This is a genomic window from Solibacillus sp. FSL H8-0538 (assembly GCF_038003525.1).
In the GTDB taxonomy this organism is placed as follows: Bacteria; Bacillota; Bacilli; order Bacillales_A; family Planococcaceae; genus JBBOPI01.
The window spans coordinates 2,623,157-2,647,067 of record NZ_JBBOPI010000001.1; the positions used below are offsets into that span (position 1 = coordinate 2,623,157).

Sequence of the window (23,911 nt, forward strand, 5' to 3'; positions counted from 1 at the left end):
ACACATCTCTCCCCAAAATCGGGCGAAATGATGTGCTTTCTTTTTGGGTATCCTAAAAGTTATACTTTCTAATCCGCTTAAAAAAACTTCCCTCAAAAATCGAGAGAAGCGCATCAACTAGATTTTCAATTAATTCGAGTAAATATACCACCAATTTTGGAACATACTCGTTAAGATTGGTGTATGCTCTAAAATTAGATTCGTTAAAAGTGAACCGCTCAATATGGTTTGTATGGATTCAAGCGGCAATAACGCCACCACATACAACCCGATAAACATAAGGAAATAGAATTCTACGAAGCAGAATACCGCACCTAGTAAGTAATTTAATGATTTTAATACTGGTAAATACGTTAAGAAATCAAACATTGACCCGACAATTTGTAATGCAATCTTCACAACATAAAAAATAATAGCAAATGCAAACACACGATAAAACGTACGGTCGACATCAAGTGTATCCAGTACAAGTGTCATCGTCGTATTTTCAGAAAAGCCTGGATATGGGATCCATAGCACAAATTTTTGAGCCAATGGTTTATAATAAATAAATGCAACAAGGAGTGCGATGAAAAAACTCCCTAAATGAATCGCTTGAACGACAAATCCACGTTTCGCACCTACGATTAAACTAGCAGCAAAAATGATTAGTAAAATTATATCTAGCATTCACTTCAATCCTTTAACTGTTTCAATTGTTCTTCGAGCTGTTCAACTTGCGCTTTTAATACTAAATATTCGTGAACAGAATTAACTGCGGTAAGGACTGCTAGCTTTGCGCTATCTAGAGCAGGATTGTGCACACTAATTTCACGCATTTTATCGTCCACAATGGATGCCACTAAGCGCATATGACCTGTAGTCTCTGTGCCCACCATTTTATATGTATGACCGTATATTTCCACTGAAATCCGATTTTTTTCTTGTTCAGCCAAAGTAATACCCCCCACAAATCGTAAGTAACGACAGTAATTCAAGCATCCAAGCCAAGAGAATAAACGACAATTCCTAGCTGGCTTCACAAATTAAACACAAGCTTAATCCGATTCCTGTTCAGTCGATTTCTGTAATTTTCATACTATATATCATACCATTAATAGTTTACATATAGCAACTTGATAACTTTCAAAACCCTTTACTATCAAGCTTCTAATAAATTTATCTGAAAATTAAATTTGCTTAACAGTGCCAGTAACTTGACTAAGTGTTACTAGTATAATCGGCACTTCTAATAGGCTATTCTATAATAGAAATGGCGTATGAATCCTACTCAAAACCGGGACTTTTCAGATTACCAAGACCCTTACCTGGTTTTCTTCTAATGTTGCGAGAGCTGTTAGTACTTGTGCTCTCACTTTTTCAGACATCATTTTTCCTGCTTCATACTAGCCATTACGCGCTACTGTTGTGTTGGTAAAAGCAGTTTCATATTTCCAGGCTTTTTTCATTTTGCTATTTGCAAAAGCCTAAAATTAATATACATTCAAAAGACAATCTTCGAACAATAAGTAAAAGAAAGGAAACTACTTATGACAAATATTGTATTATTACTCTCCGCTGAGGAGCAAACTAAAGTCCAGTTTCATTATGCGACTTCACGTATTGATCGAAAGGCACCTGGTGTGATCTTCGCAGCCAAACTATCTGATACGACGATAACTATGTATAAATCTGGAAAGTTGATGTTCCAGGGAGGAGGTGCTGAGCGTGAGGCCGCGCGTTGGGGAACTGCTTCGAGCACGCCTACAAAATCAACATCAACCGCTAAAGGTGACAAACTACCAGAAAACTTTGCGGCAATGTCTGTAATCGGTTCCGACGAGACAGGCACTGGTGATTATTTCGGTCCAGTCACCGTAGCAGCAGTTTATGTGCCTGCAGACAAAATTGAGCTCGTACGTGAACTCGGCGTCAAAGATTCCAAAATGCTAACCGATGACTACATGCGCCAAATCGCACCTGATTTAAAAAAAGTATGTGTGCACAGCGTTTTAATATTGCACAACGAAAAATATAATCAAATTCAAGCGCGTGGTTGGTCTCAAGGAAAAATCAAAGCATTACTGCACAACCAAGCGCTGAAGCATGTCCTTAATAAAATCGCACCTGAAAAGCCGGAACATATTTTAATTGACCAATTTGCGGAGCGGAGCATTTACTATAACCATCTAAAAAACGAAAAAGAAATTGTGCGTGAAAATGTACTGTTTTCAACAAAGGCTGAAAACTTACATGTTGCAGTCGCAACTGCTTCTATTTTAGCGCGCTATGCATTCCTTAAAGAAATGGATCAACTTGCAGAAATCGTTGGCTACCCACTTCAAAAGGGGGCTAGTAATAAAGTGGATGAAATGGCCGCCCGAATTTGGATGAAGCACGGTGAGGAAACACTGCGGTCCATGACAAAATGGCATTTCGCCAATACCGAAAAAGCCCGTAAACTTGTTTTGAAGAAAAAATCATAAATAAAACCTATTCAATCCACGTAATCTCCAAAAAAATCGGCCCAATTCCCTAAAAAAAAAAAATCATACACCAGAAATCTAATAACAAAAAACCAGCAGTACTAGTTCACTCACTAGTACTGCTGGTTGTCGTTTACTTATTATTTTGCTACTGTTTCTGAATTTGCTGGTTTTGCTGAATACTCGGCTTTGCGGCCAGATACATCAACACGTTTTAAGAAGAATGATAATACTAAAGCAACCGCTGAAATGATTGTTGCGATCAAGAATGTGTGGTTAATACCCGCTAAAGAAGCTTGCTGTGTAATTTGAGCTGTTAACTCAGCAATTTGCGCTTCAGTTGGTGCAGCTGTTGCATTTGCTGCGGCTGCCTGCGCTTCTGCTGCCAGTTCAGCTGCTTTTTCTTTAATCGCGTTTGTCATAATTGTTACTAATACTGCCGTTCCAATTGCACCTGCAACTTGTTGCGCGGTGTTGTTAATCGCTGTCGCATGCGGGTTCATTTTCATCGGTAACGAATTTAAACCGTTTGTCATAATTGGCATCATGACTAATGAAATACCAAGCATACGTACTGTATAAACTGTGATGATATAAGCATAAGAAGTATCTAGTTCCAACTTTGTTAAGAAATAAGTTGACACAGTCATAATGATTAAACCGATAATGGCTAAAATACGCGGACCAAATTTATCGAATAATTTACCTGTAATTGGTGACATGATTCCCATAACAAGTGCACCTGGTAACATCATCAAACCTGCATCGAACGGGGAAATACCACGAACGTTTTGTACGTATGCTGGTGTTAAAATCATACCTGAGAACATTGCTACAGAAAGAACCATTGAGATCACTGAAGCTAATGCGAACATTGGATATTTATAAATTTTAATTTCCAATAAAGGCTGTTCCATTTTTAATTGTCGGAGGATGAAGATGATTAAGCCAATTGCACCAATAATGATTGTACCGTATACTTCCGGCGCATCCCAGCCTGCAGAACCAGCTGAACTGAAACCATATAATAATCCGCCAAAACCAATTGTTGATAATACTAATGAGAAATAGTCCAGTTTAACAGGACGTGTTTCCATTACGTTCTCAAGCTTCCAAACTGCAAGCCCTAAACTAATTATTGCAAACGGAATAATCATTTCAAATAATAGGCGCCAGTCATAATGCTCAACAATCCAACCTGAAATTGTCGGGCCAATAGCTGGCGCTGCGAACATAACTAAACCGAAAATCCCCATTGCTGTTCCGCGCTTCTCAATAGGGAAGCTGGTAAGCATAACGTTCATCAATAACGGAGACATTGTTGCTGCTCCTGCTGCTTGAACCATACGCCCAGCAAGTAACAAAGCAAATGATGGTGCGAATGCCGCTAAAATTGTACCGACTAAAAATAACGCCATTGAAGTAATGAAAATATGGCGGTTTTTAAAGCGTGTAATTAAGAAGGCTGAAGCTGGTACTAATATACCACTTACGAGCATATAACCCGTTGATAGCCATTGTACTGTTGAGTAATCCTTAATATTTAAGTCAGTCATAATTGTTGGTAATGCAACGTTTAACAGCGTGTTATTTAAAAACGCTACGAATGTACCTACGAACAAAATGGCGATCATTAAATAAGGAGGCTTTTTTGTTTGAGTTTGTTGTGACATGTTTATGTTCCCTCTCTTTATTAACAATTTTACATATAAAAACTTCACTTGACCTATTCTATACTCGCAGTCCAAAAATATCAACATTTTTTATACTGACATGTTCAAAACGTTGATTTAAAAGTATTCATACAGTAGAATAAAGGTATAAAACAGTTGCAAGAGGAGAGCATATGAACAATCGAAAACGCCAGGTGATTCAATCGTCTCTAGAATTATTTACCGAAAAGGGGTTTCAAAACACATCAATTCAGGATATTTTACAACGAGCAAATATATCTAAGGGGACGTTTTACAACTATTTCTCATCTAAGAATGAATGTTTCATGGCTATTTTAGAGCAAAACCGTTATGAGGCCAGCTTACGCCGACATGAAATCTTACTCGGCAAAGATAAAACCGATATCGAAGTATTGGCACAGCAAACTGCTGTCCTCATGCAAATTAATCAAAAGCAAAATTTATTTTCCTTATTTGAAGCGATTTTCCACTCAGGCGATATTGAAATGAAAAAACTAATTGCACATCACCGTTTATATGAGATTCAATGGCTCACGGAGCGATTAATTGATGTGTTCGGGGAAGAAGCCCGCCCATATTCTTATGAATGTTCCGTATTATTTTTCGGTATTGTATATCACATGTCGATGTCTTACATTAGTACACATGAAATGAGGCTCGAAGCAGTAGTTCTAGCACGCACATCTTTACGCCACATTAGTGCGATCGTGCCAAAAATGATCGAAACAAAAGAAGTCCTTTTAACGGCTGATAATATTCAAATTTTAGAAAATAAATTAGCGACAAATAAAATGACAAAAGAAATTATAGTCGATCGTCTAGCTGGCTTCTATGAACGATTGAACGACCATGACCCCCAACCGCTTGGCGAGCAATTCACGGCAAGTCTTGTTGAAGAGTTTTCCAAGGACAACCCGCGTTACGCTGTTATTGAAGCCTTGCTAAAACCCTTCCGAGAATCGTTCCACAACACTTCACACGAAGCTGAATCAAAGGAACTCGCTAATTTTATGTGGTATTTAGTGAAAAAAGCTTAATACTATCATTAACTTATCATGTTCAAAATTAGCAAAACACATCTCCCCCAAAAACAGGGCGGGTTGGTGCGGTTATGGAAGTTATATTTTCTTACCCACTAAAAAAAGGCGAAATCCAAATTACTTTTGGATTCCGCCTTTTTATTATTTATTCGCTTCGTAAACCTTTAACAACTTACCTTTAATTTTTGTATTTTTCATCGCTTTCAACACGATTGGGCCTTTATTATTTAAAATCTCCACAAAAGTATTCACATCTAAAATTGTGATAATTCCAATATCCGCCACAGTCATACCTGGAATTTTGGCAATCGTCCCAACAAAATCAACTGCGCGCAGCTTTTTCTTTTTGCCACCATTAAAATACAGCTTCATAATTTGTGCATCTATCTTTTCGCCCTTAGCTTTTTTCAACTTAGGCAGCGCGTTCATCTTTTTCTCAAAGGAAATTTGCTGATCAAATACTTCTTCACTCGTTGGCAGTGGCATCGTTGGAATTTTAAACCCGATATAGTCCTCAATCCCCGCTAAAAACTCATGCTCATTCGGTGTAACAAATGTAATTGCCTTACCGTTTAAGCCAGCACGTCCTGTACGGCCTGTTCGATGCACATATGCCTCTTTTTCTAATGGTAAATCATAATTAATTACATGCGTAATATTATCAATGTCAATACCGCGCGCCGCTACGTCTGTTGCTACCAAATAACGGAAATCACCGCGTTTAAAATCGTTCATGACCATAAGGCGTGTAGATTGCTCCATGCCGCCATGAATTTTATCGACACTGAATTCTAAATCATAAAGTGCGTCATGTACCTCATCCACACGGTCCTTTGTACGACAGAAAATAATACAGCTATCCGGATTTTGAACGACGAGTACATCCTGCAGCATTTTCACCTTTGCTTGCTCTGGTACTTCCATTACCGCATGCTCAATCGTAGCCGTTGTTAAACCTGTTGCTTGAATTTCTACATCTGTCGGCTGCTGCATATATTGAACCGCTAAGTTTTTCACCGCATCCGGAAGTGTTGCAGAAAATAGCATCGTGATGCGCTCTTTTGGTACATAAGCTAAAATCGCTTCTACTTGTTCGATAAAGCCCATATTTAACATTTCATCTGCTTCATCAATTACTAAATAGCGGACTTTTTCTAGGTTCAATGTCCCCTTTTCGATATGATCAAGCACACGACCCGGCGTCCCTACTGCAATATGTGTCTTTTGCTTTAGCTCTGTTTGCTGATAGCGGAACGGTTGCTTACCATACAGTGCCGCTGCCTTAATACGTTTGAAACGTCCGATATTTGTAAAATCTTCTTTCACTTGAACTGCTAATTCGCGTGTTGGTGTTAAAACTAATGCTTGCGGCTTATTTTCTAACCAGTCCACTTGCTCACAAATTGGAATCGCATAAGAAGCTGTTTTACCGCTCCCTGTTTGTGATTTCACAATAACATCTTTATTATTTAGTACTAACGGGAGTACTTTACTTTGTACTTCAGTTGGCTCTTTATAGCCTAGCCCATTTAATGCATCCAATATTTCATTACTTAATGGATATTGTTGAAAACGATTACTCATATAGCTACCTCATTTATACGTATCTTATTTTTGTTAAGTTTTATTATACATGAATCAAGACGGAATGTATGCGCCAGGCAAAATTGGAATAATTGTATAATTCCTTAAATATACTATCTTTAAATAAAGTCACGTCAGATAGGAGGAATTCAATGATTAAGAAAGCGGTTGACGATTTACATTTAATGAAGCTCATTCCTCAAGCATTACAAATTTTATTGAATTGCTGCCTAATATTGCTTGCACTTATTTTATCTTTTCTACTAGTGAAGGAATTAATTGACTTTATTGATGTCCTTTCTAAAACCGGGACAAGTGATTACAAACTCTTCCTTGCAAATATTCTCATCTTTTTCTTATACTTCGAATTCATCACGATGATTGTGAAATACTTTAAAGAAGACTATCACTTCCCACTACGCTACTTTATTTATATAGGCATAACTGCTATGGTGCGACTAATTATCGTAGATCATGAACACCCAATGGATACACTAATGTACTCTCTTGTTATTTTAGTATTAATTATTGGCTATTTTATTATTAATATTACACCGAGGGAGCGGCCAAAAAAACCATGGTTCGAGATGAACAAAGAAAGCGAATAATAAATCTTTTATTCAGCAGTTGCTCCTTATAGCAACTGCTTTTCAAATGTAAACACATATAAATTTGGACTCTTCTCCCAAAAGCTTTTCAATACATATTTCTAGGATGTTATTACAAAGTGCCAACTTCTAAAGGACCATCTAATTTTCATTTCTATAGATGATTTTAGGATGGGCTTATCCTTCAACTTTAATTAGTTAGATTCAGGCTAGGATCAATTATTCCAATAAACTTCTTCGTCGCACGAGACAGCGGTACTGTTTTCAAATAACAAATCCCGATATGGCGCTTCGGGATGTCCTCTTGTAAAATTACCTCATGCAAAATGCCCTTTTCTAAATAGTCCTTCGAAAATTCCTTCGTCACGCAGGCAATTCCTAAATTTATCTTCGCAAACTCCAGGACTAAATCATGCGAGCCAAGCTCGAACTCAGGTGAGATAAGATAATATCCCTTCTCCTTTAAATATTGCTCCACATATTTGCGAGAGTTCGCCTTTTTCTCTAAAAAAATGAGTGGCATTTTCATTAAAAGCTCTAAACTTATTGGTTTCAGCGTTAAGTTTCGATACTTTTCGCCGCACACAAAAATGTCTTGGATCTCCTTGACAGGGATTACTTGAAGTTGCTCATCGCGAATCGGTAAATTACAAATGCTTACATCTGCCTCACCTGACTTGATGAACGCCAAAATTTCACTCGTCGTGCCGTTTAAAACCTTCAGCTTAATACCAGGGTATTTCGTATGAAAAGTCTCCAAATAGGGTAATAAAAAATAGCGTGAAATCGTATCACCTACACCAATTCGTAGTTGGCCAGTCGTTAATTTCTTGAATTCTAAAATCTTTTCTTCCCCTGCGTCTATTATCCCTAAGGCTGAGTTAACATATTCGTGTAACAGTTTTCCCTCATTTGTTAAAGTTACCCCTTTTGGAGTGCGGTAAAATAAATGTGTTTCTAAATCTTTTTCTAGCTTTGAAATTGCCTGGCTCACTGCTGGCTGCGTCATAAACAATTCTGTAGCAGCCTTCGAGAAGCTTTTATTTCGACTCACCACATTAAAAATACGATATAGATCTAATTTCCCAACCACATAAGCACCCCTTATATTACATATTAAAAATATTAATTTTACTTATATCATGTTAGGAGTGTATAGTAAATGTATAAAGTAAATGAAACATTCGTTAACTCAGAGGAGAGATTATTTTGGAACGTGTAGTAGGTACAGTAGTAAGAGGTCTTCGTGGCCCAATCATCAATGAGGGCGACAACATCGCAGACATCGTAGTAGAAACAGTTTTAAATGCAGCGAAAGTAGAAGGCTATTCAATCGAAGATCGCGACATCGTAACAGTAACAGAATCAGTGGTTGCTCGTGCACAAGGTAACTATGCAACAATCGAAGATATCGCAGCAGATGTAAGCGCTAAATTCGGTGACGATACTGTTGGTGTAATCTTCCCAATTTTAAGCCGTAACCGTTTCTCAAACATTTTACGCGGTATTGCAAAAGGCACGAAAAAAATCGTGTTAATGCTAAGCTATCCATCTGATGAAGTTGGTAACCACCTTGTTTCGATCGACGAGCTTGACGATAAAGGCGTTAACCCATGGACAGACGTATTAACAGAAGCTGAGTTCCGCGGACATTTTGGCTACAAAAAGCACACTTTCACTGGTGTTGATTATATTGAATACTATAAAGAGTTAATCGAAGCTGAAGGCGCAACTTGTGAAGTAATTTTCTCTAACAATGCAAAAACAATTTTAGAGTACACAAAAAACGTTTTAACTTGCGATATTCACTCACGCTTCCGCACAAAACGCATTTTAACAAACAATGGTGCTGAAAAAGTATTCGGTTTAGACAATATTCTTTCTTCTTCAAACAACGGTAGTGGATGTAATGAGGCTTACGGTCTTCTTGGCTCAAACAAAGCAACTGAAGATAGCGTAAAATTATTCCCGAACAACTGCCAACCAATTGTGGACGACATCCAAGCTCAAATCAAAGAAGCAACGGGGAAATTAGTTGAAGTTATGGTTTATGGCGATGGCGCATTCAAAGATCCAGTGGGGAAAATTTGGGAACTTGCTGACCCAGTTGTATCACCAGCATACACTGCAGGTCTTGATGGAACACCAAACGAAGTAAAACTAAAATACTTAGCAGACAATGATTTTGCTGACCTACGCGGCGAAGAATTAAAAGCGGCTATTTCTGAATTCATTCAAAATAAAGATGAAGATTTAACAGGTCAAATGGCTGCTCAAGGTACGACACCTCGTAAACTTACTGACTTAATCGGTTCTTTATCTGACTTAACTTCTGGTTCTGGTGACAAAGGTACACCAATGATCTACATCCAAGGTTACTTCGATAACTATACAAAATAAGATGACAAGAAGTCGTGCATGCACGGCTTCTTTTTTTCGTCCATTAAAAAAGCTTGGATTGATAGGGCTCCCCCTATCAATCCAAGCTTTTCATTATTCCATTACCACTACTAGTTCATTCATTGAGTATTGATCTTTGCCAGCCTCTTTCGATTGGTACAGTGCTAGGTCTGCACGTACATATAAATCTATTTCCTTTTCGTTCGGATCGGTACTAATGGCACCACCCATACTTACTGACAAGTACGCCCAAACATCCGTTTCCTGCGTCTGATACTTGAAGCTACGAATTTTCCGTAAGACTGCGTTGGCGATGCGTTCAAGTTGCTGCTCGTTCACATTATTTACAACAATACCAAACTCGTCTCCACCTAACCGAACTACAAAGCCATTATTGCCAATCACTTTTGCGAGTGCATCCGCAGTGTCGATTAGCACCTTGTCCCCTACAGCATGGCCAAAGCGATCATTTGCTAGCTTAAAGTTATCCAAGTCCACTAGCAATAAACCCGGGGTATTCTCTTTACGTTTACTTAATAATCGCTCGATTTTCGCCAAATAAGTTGCTCGGTTATACGCACCTGTAAGCGGGTCATACGTTGCTAAATTAATCGTTTTCGATAAAATTTTCGTAATAACAATCAGTAAAATTAGCGCTGTAATTAAGGATACTACGACTAAAAATATCATTTGTTGCGTATTTTGAGCAAGTGCAGCAAGCTCTGTTTTATTTCCGTATTTTATGTAAACAATGCGTTTTGAGGACTCCCCGCGAATCGTTTCTGCCTCATATGGTAGGAATCGATATGTTTCCTTGTAACCATCCCCAATATCGACCACATACTGCGTAGGTTTCATCGTTTTCTTTGCTAGCTCAAAGTGCTCTTGAAAATTCTTTGGCATATCTACCACACTAATGCGTTGATGTCCAGTTTCGCCTAAGAAAACCCCACCTTTATTAATTGTTTGTACTTCTAGTAAATCACTGTATTTCTCAATTAAATAGTTTGCAGTTTTCACAAAATTAAATGTTTGAAAAACCGGTACATCATTTAAATTTACACCAAGCTCTAGCAAATATTTATGATCGCTCGTCGCTAAATAGCTAAACTTACGTATTTCTCCAGTCGTTGTTGAAACATCAATGCCATCTGTATAATATTTCCCATCTGCACGACGTTCATCTAATAATTTTGCAAAGACCGAACAGCATTCTGAAAAATTTAACCCTAAATCCTGCTTAAACGTTGTTTTTACAACTGCATTTTTCTCATCCAATATATAAATATCCATGCCATGCTCTGCGCTAAGTTCTTCTAAATCCCATGATTCAATATCGTTATTACGATCATAAAGTTCTTTTAGGGCTTGCAATTCCTTCTGCATCTCATTGGAAACCGTTTTATCAAAATAATAATGTGCATTATCGACCGTTTGCATATCGATTAATATATGTTTTTCAATGAGCTCCCGGCTTTGTGCCTCTTGTGCTTCAATATTTGTAATTAAAATTTGTCGATTCACATAGGATATTACTGCAACTAAAACTAAAGCAAATGTCATTAACGAAATAAATAATTTAAACCGAAGCTTTCTCATCTCTCTTTATCTCCATATAATTCCCTTTATAATAGTAAAAAATTTAGCAAGATAGTATTTTCCACAAAATAATACACACTAATACCAAATTACTTTATTTACCAATTACATAATTCTACTATATACATAATATTTAAACAATACATCACGGAATTAACTGTGATGTTTCTGCATAAATTATTCAAAAGTATGCAAGATAAAGAAGACAACCTCTGTGTAAGTTGAACCACCTTTCAGTAAAATAATATTATTTAGACTCGGCCTTAAATTTGAGTCTCCCTTGCTCCACTTTTTCATGAAACACTTTTAAATACCATTAGTATTTTTAGTGATTAAAAAATAGAAGTGAAAACTTACATCATCCGTGCCTTTCTCAGCGGCTGGTATACATGCACATCCATACGATATTGCTCCAATGACCACACTTGCGTTGATCATTAGCTAATAACAATAGCAGTAGCGTTTACCAAAGCCCTGAGTATAGATACAAAATTTCACATATAAACAGTCCTTTCCTCCTTCTGATTAACTTCATATGCATAAAGTTATTTAATTCCCTTAAAATTAATGATAAAATTATGTGAATTTTATCAAAAAAGAATAGGTGTTAATAATGAAGATTAAATTATTTAGAAAAAAGAACGTACGTAAACTATTAATGCAAAAAGGGGACGTCCAATTAAAAAAAACAATGGGCGCCTTTGATTTAATTTTATTAGGCGTTGGCGCAATTGTTGGGACAGGTATTTTCATTCTTCCCGGTACCGTTGCCTCGGAACACTCTGGTCCTGCTATTGTATTTTCATTTATTATTGCAGCCATCGTTTGTGCTCTCGCTGGTATGTGTTATTCAGAATTTGCCTCTGCCGTACCGGTAACAGGCAGCGCTTATACGTATAGCTATATTGTATTTGGTGAGGTAATTGCTTGGTTAGTTGGTTGGGCATTATTACTGGAATACGGTCTTGCAACAGCGGCGGTAGCAACAGGTTGGTCCGGTTATTTAAGTTCCCTACTTGCAGGATTTAATATCGAAATCCCACATGCGATCTCTGGGCCATTTAGTCCTGAAAATGGTACGTATATTAACTTACCGGCGATTTTCATTGTACTTGTCATTGGGTATTTATTAACACTTGGCATTAAAGAATCCACTCGCTTTAATACGATTATGGTCGGTATAAAAGTAACCGTAATATTATTATTTATTATTGTCGGCATATTTTATGTAGAGCCACCCAACTGGACACCATTTATGCCGTTCGGAATGAGTGGAGTTTTATCCGGTGCTGCACTTGTATTTTTTGCTTACCTTGGTTTTGATGCGGTTTCATCTGCTGCTGAAGAAGTAAAAAACCCGCAACGTAATATGCCAATTGGAATTATCGGCTCCCTGTTTATTTGTACATTATTATATGTGGCGGTTTCACTTGTTTTAACTGGGATGGTGCCGTACACAAGCTTAAATGTTAGTGACCCAGTAAGCTACGCAATGCAGCTTGCACACCAGAGTTGGATTGCAGGAATTATTTCACTTGGCGCAGTTGTCGGAATGATGACCGTTATATTAGTTATGATGTACGGCGGCACACGCTTACTGTATGCAATTGGTCGCGATGGTCTACTTCCTAAAGTTATGAGTGAGATCCACCCAAAATATAAAACACCAGTTAAAAATACATGGATTTTCGCTACAATGATTGCGTGTTGTGCTGGCTTCATACCTCTTGATAAATTAACGGAACTAGTAAATATGGGTACGTTAATCGCCTTCACCATCGTTTCAATCGGTATTATTTGGCTACGCAAAAACAAAGATATCACTGCTGGTGGCTTTAAAGTTCCGTTCTATCCGATATTACCGATTCTTTCGTTCGTAATGTGTATCTTCCTTATTAGCCAACTCTCTTTTCATACATGGATCGCATGCGGCATTTGGTTCTTAATCGGACTAACTGTGTACTTGATTTATGGGAAATGGCATAGTGTGATGGAAAAATAATTTGAATTTTGTTTGAGCCTGCCCTCGAAAGTTGTGAAAAATGACTTTTGGGGGTAATTTGGTTTTACGCTATTTTACATTTGCCAATCGGAAATTCTCCGCTCTTCCTAATAAAGAGTAATTGGTTTCGGAACAATTTTAGACTCCTTCTGATTTCGCTACTTACTATGGCATCGCGATGGAGCTAACTAGAATAACGAAAGCCATTTTACGCAATGAAGAGGTTGTATTACTTGTTAGCTGACCGTTAAAGGGAGAGTGTGCTCACAACAAAGTATATATTGTAATTCCTTTGAACTTTAATAGATTCGGAAGGAAAACACCGTAGAGCTTTCTTTAAAAGTAGAAAATTAAAGGCGCGCTGATTCTGTGAATACATTAAAAGAAAACGAAGAACCATATTGGATGTAACATAGAGCCTATTTGTTTTCGTTTTTTAAAACAGCAAAAAGCCTCTTGCCACTATTAAAATAGGCGAGAGGCTTTTGGATTTCAACTAACATTTATACACTCGAATTAGAAGCTTTTTCAATTGTATAGTCCCTTCCAGTCCGGGCTACTTTATTCCAACCATCTTTCTTCACAAAATACGCGAGGCTACCAATTAGAATAATGAAAAGCGTAATAAAACGATACACTAAAAACTCCAGAATTACTGTTATAACGATATAGAAATAATCTTTTTTAGCATATCGGTGGCCATAATCATGAGCAATCATTAAAGAGGCAACCACATAAAAAAGATTAACAATCAAACTAAACCCAAGAAATAATATATAACCCTTCAATGGAATATCCAAAAATATAAAAATAATGACAATCATGTTATAGACTGTGAAAAAAGAAGCCATTATACCTGTTAAAAACGAATCCAATATAAAGAAAAAAGAAACACGATTCGTAAACACAGTACGGAAAAATACGCCCGCATATTTCACTAAACAATCCATAAATGCTTTCTGCCAACGAATTCTTTGCTTATATAAATCTTGCCAAGATTCGGGTACTTCTGTGTAACATATTGATTCGGGTATGAATAATACTTTAAGTCCCTTATGCTTTAGAATATATTGTTGAATACGCAACGTAATATCAATGTCTTCTCCAATTGTATCTCTGTATCCACCAATTTCTAATAAAACTTTTCGATCAAAAGCACCAAAGGCACCTGAAATAATCGAAAGCGCATTGGATTTAGCTAAAGAAGCTTTTAATATATAAAACCCTCTTAAATATTCTAAAATTTGAAAACGAACGATTTGTTTCATGTTGCTAAGGCTAGGAACGAATTTACCATTTTCTAGTTTTCGACCTTGCAGAACATGGACATTCCCCCCGACTGCTATCACATTTGAATCAATAAACGCATTATTTATAATAGATAAAGCCTGTTTTTCTAAAATACTATCCGCATCAAGCGTAATAACAATTTCCTTTGAGGCATATGCAATACCTGCATTTAACGAGTCTGCCTTTCCTCCGTTCACTTTATCTATAACAAGAACATGAGGGAATTTAGAAGATTTGTAAATACCTTTTATCGGCCTATACGATAATTCTTCAATTATATCCAAATGGTCCGTCTTTATTTCTAAAGATAGTAAATCTATTAAAACATCCATTGTTTGGTCTGTGGATCCATCGTTAATAAATATTATTTCATAGTTGTTATACTGTAATGAACTCATACCATGAATGGTAGTTTGTAAGATTGATTCTTCATTATAGCAAGGTATTAAAATACTCATGCCTTTTTCAGATGTAGCAATTTTTGTTATGTATTTCGGTTTTTTCGCTCTACCGAAATAAGCTCCTATAATATGGTATAGCGGAAATACAATACATAATATAAAAAGTGTTAATGAAAACCAGTACATTTTTATCCTCCAATTTTTGAATAAGCCTTAACGTAATCGATATCAAAAGAAGAAGGAAAAGGTGTAAGACTGTCAGGATTCCCTGGCCAATTTCCACCAATAGCTAAATTAATAATCAGATACATCGGTTCATCCGGTACGCCCTATTTGCTTGTAAAAACCAGTTCGTCGTCCACATACCATCGAAGTTCATGTTTATTGCATTCAATAACATAATTATGAAAGTCTAAAAAGGAAGGGAGAGAATAGGTTTTAGAGTAGCTGCCTAATTTCCCACTAGATTCTGTATGATTCACCACATAAATCTTAGATGGGTCGTTGCCAACTACTTCAAAAACATCAATTTCCAGAAGGGTTTTATTTTCGCAGCGGGAAGGAGCCAAATAGCTGGGAACAAACCTTGCCCCGCAGGAAAATTCACTCTTATTTCAATCCTATTATTTTTGAAGTTTTTCTTTTGAAATGTAGTAATCTGTCCAGAGGTATATTGATGATTCTTATAGGATTCCTTTTATCCAGTTAAATGAAGAATTCCAACTTGGACTTGGCTATTTTCTTCTTTATAAAACTGAAGTTCATTGTTGTAATTGTTGTCTTTTTCCATAAAGCTCCATTTGTAAATCGAATGATTGGCATCATCAAAAGTGTCTTTCCATACCTTTCTCCACGTACCACTCTCGGTCGTTTTAACCTCTTCCGACTGACTATCTGGGATTTGGTCATCAAAACCTTTTTCACTATATAAATTCCCATTCATTGTTTCTGTAACATCGTTTTTATTTTCTTGATATAACGTGAATTTTACGATTCCAAAACTTACAACAATGGAAGTCATGAATACAAAAAGAGTAGCTCCCATAAGATATCCCCTCCATAAAGAGCAGAGATTCCCATTTTCTAAAGGGCATATTTACCCTTCCACAATCTTAATACCTATTTTTATAGCGGTCAAAGGTAAGTATTTCATTTTTTAACATATAAATTTATAATAAAATCATATATTTATTATCTCTTTGTTTTACCGAGGGAATTTACATTAGAAAGTTATACTTTCTTATCTACAAAAAAAATAACCAGGAGATCCTGGTTATCCGTTACTAAAAAACTATTTTGTTCTATGTAAATCTTATGTCCTCATAACTTCATTTCACAAAATCCTTAAAAAAAGGATTCAATATGGAGTAAATACGAACCGATCGATAATAATCTCTGCAGATTTTTTATTCATTGGTGCCTTTCCTTCAAACTGCCAGAAATTTATATGTACTTTCTCATTCTTACTATCTGGTATATCTTTTCCCTTGTAGGACCAATTTTTTAATAAGCTCGAATTCCCTGGATTTTTAAATGACTTATGTCCATATGATTTAAAATTTATGCTCTTTTGTGTCCATGTAAAACTATGGGTAGAATAGTTACTATTTAGTTTTGTTGAAAATGCAAGAAAATTTTCTGGCATTGTGTATGGGAGAACTGTATAAGAGCTATTCAGTCCATTTACTTGTCCCCATTTGGCAAATTCAATATCAATTTCTCTATATTTCTTCTCTTTTACATCCTCAGAATCTTCATCATAAGTAAACAAACCTAATACAAGGTTTGGATCTAACTTATCTGGGCGCCCAGTAATTAAAAAACGATACGTACCATACCCTAAAGTTTTTTCATTTATTAGTTCAGTGCTATACCATTTACCGTTCCGCTTAACGACTTTTAGATGTAGCCTGCCTCGGCTGTCTACCCATACATCTCTCTTATCGGATGACCAATAGTTCTGTCCAGGTCCCCACTTGCTCGTACCTGAATTTTTCACTGTCCAAGTATACCCACTCCATTCGATCGTTTTTTGATCCTTGGCCAGAACGTGTTCGACTAAAATCAGAATAGGGAAGGCAGTTAATAATGCAAGCAAAATTTTTCTCCAGTATTTCTTCATATCCAATCCCTCATCTTTCTTTACAGCACTTTATTGTGTATAAGAGCTCTCCTTATTTATATCGGAAAAATTTTAAGATGATTAGATGTCTACGGTTAATTTTGTTATCTTTTTCTTATTTTTTCTCGATTCATACACACAAATGTCAAAAAGAGATTATTTAATACAATTATTTTCCACTAATAAAGGTGTAGATGAAATCAGTAGTTGATTCATCTACACCTTTTAAATTGAACTGCTAATAAGTTTATTGTCTAACATAGTGGAGCCTATTCAATATCGCCTTTACTTTTGATACGGGTCTTCGTGTTTGGTCTGAAGCACGGCAACTCCTCAAAAATGAAGACCCTCCCATTCTATATATGAACTATAGGCGCTTTCTTCTAGTGCGATTTCATTTATTTTAGCTCTCTATAATGTGTGGCGCGATTTCTACCATTTTCCTTAGAAGCATAGAGTGCTTGATCTGCCTTGCTTATAATTAACGCTTCTGAATCCTGTTCAATAAATGTCGCTACACCCACACTCACGGTTAAACTACCTGTTTCTGTCCATTCCGCTCTTTCAACCTCTTGATTTAACTTCTGAGCAATAAATATGGCTGCATCCTCATCCGTATTCGGCAGAATTATTACGAATTCCTCACCACCAAATCGCGCCGCAACATCATCCGGTCGCGCTTGCTTTTTTAAAATGTTTGCTAATTTCACAAGGACAATATCTCCAATTTGGTGGCCATATGTATCGTTCACTTTTTTGAAATGATCAATATCAATAATAAGTAGAGAGAACGTATTTTGTTCTTTATAGTACAATTCAATCTGCTCTTCTAGCTTTTCTTGGAAGAATCTTCTGTTTGGTATACCCGTGAGCTTATCTGTATTCGATATTTCAACTAACCCTGAATTAATTTCCATCAGCTCAATCTGTTTCTTTTCAATTTCAAGATAGATTTGTTCTAGTTTTTCAAAAGCTAGATTCTTTTCTAAATAGGCCTCTTCCATTTGTTTTTTAGTCGAACGTAATTCTAACTCATAACCAATTCGCCGCTTCATTTGAACTAAAACACAGTCAATTATTTCTATACCATCCAGCTCAAATCGTCTTGCATTCATCAAATAAGGAACGGACTCTCCCATTTGGTTTTTACAATTAATGAATAGCTCTTCGACATGCCCATATAAATTAATATTAGGATAAAAATAAGAATGAAAAACCAGCTTATTCCCCGTCGTCAATAACAGTTCAAAATGCTTTCCTATTAAATTCTCTTGCTTGTAGCCCATCCATTCTAGCAAGGTATTATTGACCTCGAGAATATAGCCATTTTGGTCAATTGTTAGGAACCCACAAGGCGCCTCTCTTAATCGTTCATCCATAATTGATCTCCCTTTTATAAATTAATTGCTAAGATAATCGATAATAATTTTAGTTGTTTCTAAAGGCTGACTAATATGCGGATAATGCCCTCTTGCATCTATGGTTTGAAGCGTACTATTTTGTAAATGCTTATTTAAATATTGTCCTACTTCTATTGGAACGATGCTATCATTCGCGCATTGAATAATTAGTGTAGGTACCTTTACTAATGGTACACTCGCACGATAATCTGAAAAGAATGTTACCTCCGCAAATTCCCTTGCTATACGCGGGTTCGTTGAGACAAAACTATTCTCTAGTTCTTGCGTTAACTTAGAATCCTTAGGTTGGTCCATCGCAAATGGGGCCATATAGCTTGCCCATCCTGCAAAATTCATCTCCATCATAGCAAGTAATTCTTTAATATCATTTAGTTCAAAACCACCAACATAACCGTCTGTATCATTTAAATAACAAGGCGATGGCCCAATCATAATTAACTTTTCGAAGTAATCCGGTCGCTCAATCGCAGCTAGCATACCAATCATCGAACTAATAGAATGACCTATGAATAGTACATGTTGAAGATCCATTTCTTCGATTATATCAAGGACATCCTGCATATAACCTTTAAGCGTACTATATTTTTCAGATTGGTACGAAGTGATATCTGAATTTCCTGACCCTACATAATCAAATAAAATAACTCTATAGTTCTCTGCAAATTTAGGAGCGATATATTGCCACATGCTCTGATCACACCCAAATCCATGTGCAAAAATAACCGTTTGTTCTCCCTGGCCCATCATCTTTACATTATTTCGTTTCATCACATCATTCATAAAAATCCCCACCTTTTTCTAATTAATCTCCCTACATTTATTTTGAACGATTACTATTTAAATATCTAGTAAAATTTTACTATTTATATTCTTTCTAACGGAGTAAATATTTTTTCTTTTGTTCATTGTTCTGCATCTGTAAAAGAATTACTTTCTCTTAATAAGAGTGACTTGGCTATATATTCATTTTTATAAAGCTTCATTCTTTAATAAAAAAAAACAGCCCACCACAATTGGCGAGGGCACTGAAAAACTTACGTTTTTTATGATGGTTTCGTTTTTCAAATAAGAATAAGGCACTTTCTGTTCGAATCGAACGGAAAGTGCCTTATTTCTTTGTCTATTACTTACACTTTTTCATTTAGCAGTTTCAATATTCGTTTGAGATTCACCGCAAATATCGTTGTGGCACCTTGGATTTGCATGCCAAATAAACCCGCTGATATGGCTGTTTTATAGCCATGCGGATTTTTTAATTCACTATTTTTCGCCTCTATTTTATAACGGTTTTTCGCAAGCTGTTTAAATGCATCAGTTTCTTGGAAAGCAGCTTGTTCTTCATGTTCAATTGATTTAATGGTCACATTATAGGTTTTACTTTTTGCCTCATCCTTATAACAGCCCTCACGCATCTGGCAGACTTTACATTTTTCAATATCAAAATAAAATGCCATTTTCGGATTTTTATTCTTATTTTTATTCTTAGAAAGTGCCTTTCGAATAGCTAGATGCCCAGCTGGACAGACAAACATACCAGCATCTTTATTGTAATCAAATTCGATTTTTCGTTGTCCGCTACCGTTTGTAATGACTGAATTTAACTTTGAAATTAATTGGAGCTCTTTTGATTTAGCATATTGTAAGTTATCTTTCGCAGAATAAGCGGCGTCACCAATCACCGTTTCAATTTCCATACCTGCCTCTTTACTTTTTTCAACTAGTTCTTGAAGATAATGACCATCACTTTTTTCACCTGTTGTCACAACCGCAGCCGTAATAATTCGTTCATCACTCATCGCAATATGCGTTTTGAAACCAAAGAAAGCCGAGTCAGCCGACTTATGTCCAACCCGCGCATCGGGATCATTTGAATAGCTTAACTGATTCTCATAATCATCAATCACTTCTTTTAAAACATTTAATTTTTCTTTCACAGCCGGGATTTGTGCAACCTTTGATTGCGTTTCCACCACTTCAACTACTTGACGACAGTAATCTAATTCTTCTGTGACTTCATTTGACGTAGGCTTCTCAGGGAATTTTCCAACCATGTTTTCGTCGAGTTGATACACGGCTTTACGTACATTTTTAGATTTTTCCTGTAAAAATTCTTTTGGCGATTTTTGATTATAACGAGCCTTTGTATGGGTAGCGTCAACGATGACCATTTTACTTAGTAGTAGCCCTTTTTCTAAGGCAATTTCAACTGTTTTCTGAATCAGTAAATCTATTAAATTCACATCTTGGAGACGAAGTCGACGGAATTTTGTCAGTGAACTTGAATCGATTACATCATCTTCTGGTGCCATCTCTAAAAAATATTTAAAGGACATATCGTATTTTGAACGCTCGACAAGGTCGGCATCCGATAGATCATGAATCACTTTTAATAGTAAATATTTAAACATACGAATCGGTGGAATCGCGTTACGGCCATTATCTAAACAGTATTTCGATTTTAGTTCGTCTAGAATAAATGAGAAATCCACAAGTTCATTAATTTGGCGAAGCATATTGTCCTTTGGGATAATTAAATCGTACAACGCCATGTACGGGCTCAAATTGAATGTTTCCTGTTTAGAAATCATGGTCGCACCACCTTTTATTAGTACTTTAATTATACAAGAAATGTGTGCGATTATACGAGGGAAGAGCCCTTCTTGTGATGAAAGTAGTTCCAGTTGATTGGAATGGAGGCGGCGACTTCTGCGGGAACAGCACGAGCGGAAGCACCCGGACTGAGCGAAGCGAGGGAGAAGGCTGGAGCCGTGCCCGCGAAAAGCGTCCGCCGGAATGGAAATCAACGGCATCGAAGAAAAAAAGCGTCCAGTAACGAATTTCCGTTCTTGGACGCTCTTACTTATAGCTGAAGGACTTTTTCAGTGCCCTCCAATTGGCTAGACTGTTATCATTTAACACTATTAAGGAGAACCTTACTTACTTATTAATCGGTTCACCGTAATGTATCTAAATGAGGGTTTTTTATAATATTTTTAAAGACTGGTTAAAATTATTAGGGTAAAAATCTATACTAGCTTATTCATACCTATAAAACGGGTTAACATCGTCCCAAGCGTCCCTCATTTTAGTCTTAGGAAATTTGCCATTGTCCTCTTCCTTAGCAACGGTACATACGTAAAAATATTTATCCAACAACTCATAAACATTGAAGTATGTAAGTGTACCTTCGATTGCAGCATTAGTTATGATGTGAGGTATATATTTTTAGAAAGCATATGTTCATAAATAAGTTTATTTCTTATATCTCCAGAAACTATTATTTCTTCCGCTTTTTTGTTATAAAATCGGACATGCTATGTTTCTTGGAAAGGCCGTCTAAGACTGACGGTCTCTTTGTTTTATTTATGTCTGAAAAACTCAAGCTAATTATAGGTTTATCCTTTTTTTGAATTAGGCATTAATTTCTGGTATAAAAGCTGATTTACAACAACTTTCGTATATATAGATAAAAGCACATACATGGGGTCAATAGAATCATATTTTATACAGAAGAAAATAAAGATTCCGATGGATTATTGCATTAAAGACTAAAATGGATGAAAGCTAAACATTCATTAACAAAAAATTATATGCATTGACAACCACTCATTTTTCAAAAGACATCCTAATTAGTTCATGCACTGCAAGTTCGTAAAGATACGTACCCTAGGAGTTCTTATCATTCAAAAATTTAATTAAGGAGGAATTACAATTTGATACATCCTGATACAGAAATTAGGTATGTAAGTGATGAAGTCGGTATTGGTGTGTTTGCAACAAAGTTAATCCCTAAAGGAACTATTATCTGGATTCAAGATGAATTAGATATGGTTCTTGATGAGGATTATATTGAAAGCCTTGATGAAGCTAGACAAGAGTATATATATAAATACTCCTATGAAGATGATGATGGGTATGTTCTATGTTGGGACCATGCAAGGTATATGAATCATAGTTTTAATTATAATTGTGTAGATACAGCATATGGTTTTGAGTTAGCTGTAAGAGACATTCATCCTGGTGAACAAATAACGTGTGATTACAGTGCAATGGGTGAAGATGAAGAGTTTGAATGTATACCAGAAGAAGGCTCATCTAGAACAAAAATAACCGTCAATGACTATTTAATTTATTATAAAGAGTGGGATGAGAAAGCAGCTGAAGCGTTTAAGTATTTTAATAAAGTAGACCAGCCGTTAAAACATTTAATAAAAGCAGAATTATTAGAAAAAGTAACTGCAGTAGCTAATGGAACTGAACCGCTAGACTCCATCCTTCCTTTGTTTATTTATGACGAAGAGGATGAATCGTAAATACAATATTATAATGAAAGAAGAGCGAACATAAAAAGCTCTCCTTTTATTTTGTTAATAGCATAAAAAGGATTTTGAACAGATGTGGTATTATTCTATGTTTAGTAAATACCCTATAAATTGAGGTTCAATAAAATAAGTATTTTTGTTATTACCGATACATTCATTAGAACCGCACTTACTTATGGTACGGTTCCCCCTATCACAATTAATACATTATTGTAGCCAAACCCCAAATTAGGATTTGGCCTTTTCCTGCTCCCCTAAAATCTTGTCCATTATTTTATCCTTCACAACCGGATGTTTTACTTCCGTTTTGACCATTTGATCAAGTAGCTTTTTCGGATCCTTTTTCTCTATCATTTAATAATTTTACTAATGGCCTTAAATGCGTCACCTTTTGCAATTTGTTGTATTTCAAATAGGCACATTTCTACGCTTGTCATGTTGGCACCGAGTTGAAGCATCTTTTGAATGCCGACTTCGCGATTGCCAGCTGTTCGTGATGTTACACAGTCTGCTAATACTTCCACCTCGTAGCCCATGTCAAGTAAATGTGCTGCTGTTTGGTATACACAAATATGCGTTTCAATGCCGGCGATTAATACTGTTTTGCGGCCTGTTGCTTCTAGCTTTGTAACAAATTCTTCATTATCATACGCGCTGAACGTAATTTTTTCGATTGGCTGCTCGCCTTCTAAATACTGTGCGATTTCTTCTACTGTGTGTCCCAGTCCTTTTGGGTATTGTTCTAGCCATAAAATCGGTAGCTCGAGGACCTTTGCACCTTGAACGATATTGGCAATATTATTAATAACAAAAGCACTTTCATCAACAATTTCAGCAAGCTTCCCTTGAATATCAATTAATACGAGTACTGTTTCTTCTTTTTTAAGCATAAAAAATCCTCCTTTATGTAAGTGTTTTAAATAATTCTATTATACTTGAATTTTTTTACATGTGACGATATTT

21 protein-coding genes are annotated in these 23,911 nt (G+C 36.2%); 6 read left to right on the forward strand and 15 right to left on the reverse strand.

The genetic code is table 11. From position 1 onward, the window contains the following. Positions 1–129 precede the first annotated feature (129 nt). Positions 130–669: a CvpA family protein gene (locus tag MHH87_RS12465; protein ID WP_340749628.1), complete on the reverse strand. Its 540-nt coding sequence runs from the start codon at positions 667–669 to the stop codon at positions 130–132. A gap of 5 nt (positions 670–674) precedes the next feature. Then, positions 675–935 (reverse strand): cell division protein ZapA, encoded by a 261-nt coding sequence (gene zapA / locus MHH87_RS12470; RefSeq protein WP_340749629.1) that lies wholly within the window; start codon positions 933–935, stop codon positions 675–677. 594 nt (positions 936–1,529) lie between these two features. Here zapA and rnhC point away from each other — a divergent pair. Then, positions 1,530–2,465 carry a ribonuclease HIII gene (gene rnhC / locus MHH87_RS12475; protein ID WP_340749630.1) on the forward strand — a complete coding sequence of 312 codons (936 nt, stop codon included), beginning with the start codon at positions 1,530–1,532 and terminating at the stop codon, positions 2,463–2,465. Positions 2,466–2,605: 140 nt separating this feature from the next. Here rnhC and MHH87_RS12480 read toward each other — a convergent pair whose 3' ends face one another. Beyond that, entirely contained in the window at positions 2,606–4,138 is a 1,533-nt protein-coding gene (locus tag MHH87_RS12480) for an MDR family MFS transporter (protein ID WP_340749631.1), read from the reverse strand. Positions 4,139–4,311: 173 nt separating this feature from the next. On the opposite strand from MHH87_RS12480, the gene MHH87_RS12485 reads away from it, so the two are divergent. Beyond that, on the forward strand, positions 4,312–5,196 hold the full coding sequence (locus tag MHH87_RS12485; protein WP_340749632.1) for a TetR/AcrR family transcriptional regulator: 885 nt from the start codon (positions 4,312–4,314) through the stop codon (positions 5,194–5,196). A 144-nt stretch (positions 5,197–5,340) separates the two neighbouring features. On the opposite strand, the gene MHH87_RS12490 is transcribed toward MHH87_RS12485, so the two are convergent. Beyond that, entirely contained in the window at positions 5,341–6,783 is a 1,443-nt protein-coding gene (locus MHH87_RS12490) for a DEAD/DEAH box helicase (RefSeq protein WP_340749633.1), read from the reverse strand. Between the two features lie 152 nt (positions 6,784–6,935). On the opposite strand from MHH87_RS12490, the gene psiE reads away from it, so the two are divergent. Then, complete coding sequence (gene psiE, locus MHH87_RS12495; protein WP_340749634.1) at positions 6,936–7,391, forward strand: phosphate-starvation-inducible protein PsiE; 456 nt, start codon at positions 6,936–6,938, stop codon at positions 7,389–7,391. A 190-nt stretch (positions 7,392–7,581) separates the two neighbouring features. Here the strand turns inward: psiE and MHH87_RS12500 are convergent, their stop codons facing one another. Next, positions 7,582–8,484: a LysR family transcriptional regulator gene (locus MHH87_RS12500; protein WP_340749635.1), complete on the reverse strand. Its 903-nt coding sequence runs from the start codon at positions 8,482–8,484 to the stop codon at positions 7,582–7,584. Positions 8,485–8,600: 116 nt separating this feature from the next. On the opposite strand from MHH87_RS12500, the gene MHH87_RS12505 reads away from it, so the two are divergent. Continuing rightward, positions 8,601–9,791 (forward strand): coenzyme F420-0:L-glutamate ligase, encoded by a 1,191-nt coding sequence (locus MHH87_RS12505; protein ID WP_340749636.1) that lies wholly within the window; start codon positions 8,601–8,603, stop codon positions 9,789–9,791. 93 nt (positions 9,792–9,884) lie between these two features. Here MHH87_RS12505 and MHH87_RS12510 read toward each other — a convergent pair whose 3' ends face one another. Beyond that, entirely contained in the window at positions 9,885–11,390 is a 1,506-nt protein-coding gene (locus MHH87_RS12510; protein WP_340749637.1) for a GGDEF domain-containing protein, read from the reverse strand. Between the two features lie 613 nt (positions 11,391–12,003). Here MHH87_RS12510 and MHH87_RS12515 point away from each other — a divergent pair. Further along, the gene (locus MHH87_RS12515) at positions 12,004–13,392 is read left to right on the forward strand and encodes an amino acid permease (protein WP_340749638.1); all 1,389 of its coding nucleotides are present in this window, start codon (positions 12,004–12,006) and stop codon (positions 13,390–13,392) included. 503 nt (positions 13,393–13,895) lie between these two features. Here MHH87_RS12515 and MHH87_RS12520 read toward each other — a convergent pair. The 7 genes from MHH87_RS12520 to MHH87_RS12545 form a co-directional block, all read right to left on the reverse strand. Beyond that, positions 13,896–15,269 (reverse strand): glycosyltransferase family 2 protein, encoded by a 1,374-nt coding sequence (locus MHH87_RS12520; RefSeq protein ID WP_340749639.1) that lies wholly within the window; start codon positions 15,267–15,269, stop codon positions 13,896–13,898. Positions 15,270–15,412: 143 nt separating this feature from the next. Then, the gene (locus tag MHH87_RS18930) at positions 15,413–15,652 is read right to left on the reverse strand and encodes a glycoside hydrolase family 16 protein (protein WP_445683093.1); all 240 of its coding nucleotides are present in this window, start codon (positions 15,650–15,652) and stop codon (positions 15,413–15,415) included. A gap of 128 nt (positions 15,653–15,780) precedes the next feature. Beyond that, complete coding sequence (locus MHH87_RS12525) at positions 15,781–16,128, reverse strand: hypothetical protein (protein ID WP_340749640.1); 348 nt, start codon at positions 16,126–16,128, stop codon at positions 15,781–15,783. A gap of 312 nt (positions 16,129–16,440) precedes the next feature. Further along, complete coding sequence (locus MHH87_RS12530; protein ID WP_340749641.1) at positions 16,441–17,205, reverse strand: hypothetical protein; 765 nt, start codon at positions 17,203–17,205, stop codon at positions 16,441–16,443. 398 nt (positions 17,206–17,603) lie between these two features. Next, entirely contained in the window at positions 17,604–18,584 is a 981-nt protein-coding gene (locus MHH87_RS12535) for a sensor domain-containing diguanylate cyclase (RefSeq protein WP_340749642.1), read from the reverse strand. A gap of 21 nt (positions 18,585–18,605) precedes the next feature. Then, positions 18,606–19,406, reverse strand: a complete 801-nt coding sequence (locus MHH87_RS12540; RefSeq protein ID WP_340749643.1) for an alpha/beta fold hydrolase — start codon at positions 19,404–19,406, stop codon at positions 18,606–18,608. Between the two features lie 347 nt (positions 19,407–19,753). Beyond that, the gene (locus MHH87_RS12545; RefSeq protein ID WP_340747541.1) at positions 19,754–21,214 is read right to left on the reverse strand and encodes an IS1182 family transposase; all 1,461 of its coding nucleotides are present in this window, start codon (positions 21,212–21,214) and stop codon (positions 19,754–19,756) included. A 1,125-nt stretch (positions 21,215–22,339) separates the two neighbouring features. Between MHH87_RS12545 and MHH87_RS12550 the strand changes: the two genes are divergently transcribed. Then, positions 22,340–22,939, forward strand: a complete 600-nt coding sequence (locus tag MHH87_RS12550) for an SET domain-containing protein (RefSeq protein WP_340749644.1) — start codon at positions 22,340–22,342, stop codon at positions 22,937–22,939. Positions 22,940–23,176: 237 nt separating this feature from the next. On the opposite strand, the gene MHH87_RS12555 is transcribed toward MHH87_RS12550, so the two are convergent. Both MHH87_RS12555 and MHH87_RS12560 read right to left on the reverse strand, forming a co-directional pair. Then, positions 23,177–23,302 carry a hypothetical protein gene (locus MHH87_RS12555; protein WP_340749645.1) on the reverse strand — a complete coding sequence of 42 codons (126 nt, stop codon included), beginning with the start codon at positions 23,300–23,302 and terminating at the stop codon, positions 23,177–23,179. Beyond that, on the reverse strand, positions 23,299–23,838 hold the full coding sequence (locus tag MHH87_RS12560; protein ID WP_340749646.1) for a hydrolase: 540 nt from the start codon (positions 23,836–23,838) through the stop codon (positions 23,299–23,301). The genes MHH87_RS12555 and MHH87_RS12560 overlap by 4 nt, the downstream gene beginning before the upstream one ends. Positions 23,839–23,911 lie beyond the last annotated feature (73 nt).

What these genes read in the sequence shown, in the direction of transcription:
- MHH87_RS12545 (WP_340747541.1), bottom strand. Translation starts at nt 21,214, where the DNA reads ATGATTTCTAAACAGGAAACATTCAATTTGAGCCCGTACATGGCGTTG.
- MHH87_RS12535 (WP_340749642.1), bottom strand. Translation starts at nt 18,584, where the DNA reads ATGGATGAACGATTAAGAGAGGCGCCTTGTGGGTTCCTAACAATTGAC.
- rnhC (WP_340749630.1), top strand. Translation starts at nt 1,530, where the DNA reads ATGACAAATATTGTATTATTACTCTCCGCTGAGGAGCAAACTAAAGTC.
- MHH87_RS12490 (WP_340749633.1), bottom strand. Translation starts at nt 6,783, where the DNA reads ATGAGTAATCGTTTTCAACAATATCCATTAAGTAATGAAATATTGGAT.
- MHH87_RS12480 (WP_340749631.1), bottom strand. Translation starts at nt 4,138, where the DNA reads ATGTCACAACAAACTCAAACAAAAAAGCCTCCTTATTTAATGATCGCC.
- MHH87_RS12560 (WP_340749646.1), bottom strand. Translation starts at nt 23,838, where the DNA reads ATGCTTAAAAAAGAAGAAACAGTACTCGTATTAATTGATATTCAAGGG.
- MHH87_RS12485 (WP_340749632.1), top strand. Translation starts at nt 4,312, where the DNA reads ATGAACAATCGAAAACGCCAGGTGATTCAATCGTCTCTAGAATTATTT.
- psiE (WP_340749634.1), top strand. Translation starts at nt 6,936, where the DNA reads ATGATTAAGAAAGCGGTTGACGATTTACATTTAATGAAGCTCATTCCT.
- MHH87_RS12540 (WP_340749643.1), bottom strand. Translation starts at nt 19,406, where the DNA reads ATGAATGATGTGATGAAACGAAATAATGTAAAGATGATGGGCCAGGGA.
- MHH87_RS12515 (WP_340749638.1), top strand. Translation starts at nt 12,004, where the DNA reads ATGAAGATTAAATTATTTAGAAAAAAGAACGTACGTAAACTATTAATG.
- MHH87_RS12530 (WP_340749641.1), bottom strand. Translation starts at nt 17,205, where the DNA reads ATGAAGAAATACTGGAGAAAAATTTTGCTTGCATTATTAACTGCCTTC.
- MHH87_RS12525 (WP_340749640.1), bottom strand. Translation starts at nt 16,128, where the DNA reads ATGGGAGCTACTCTTTTTGTATTCATGACTTCCATTGTTGTAAGTTTT.
- MHH87_RS12510 (WP_340749637.1), bottom strand. Translation starts at nt 11,390, where the DNA reads ATGAGAAAGCTTCGGTTTAAATTATTTATTTCGTTAATGACATTTGCT.
- MHH87_RS12555 (WP_340749645.1), bottom strand. Translation starts at nt 23,302, where the DNA reads ATGATAGAGAAAAAGGATCCGAAAAAGCTACTTGATCAAATGGTCAAA.
- MHH87_RS12465 (WP_340749628.1), bottom strand. Translation starts at nt 669, where the DNA reads ATGCTAGATATAATTTTACTAATCATTTTTGCTGCTAGTTTAATCGTA.
- MHH87_RS12520 (WP_340749639.1), bottom strand. Translation starts at nt 15,269, where the DNA reads ATGTACTGGTTTTCATTAACACTTTTTATATTATGTATTGTATTTCCG.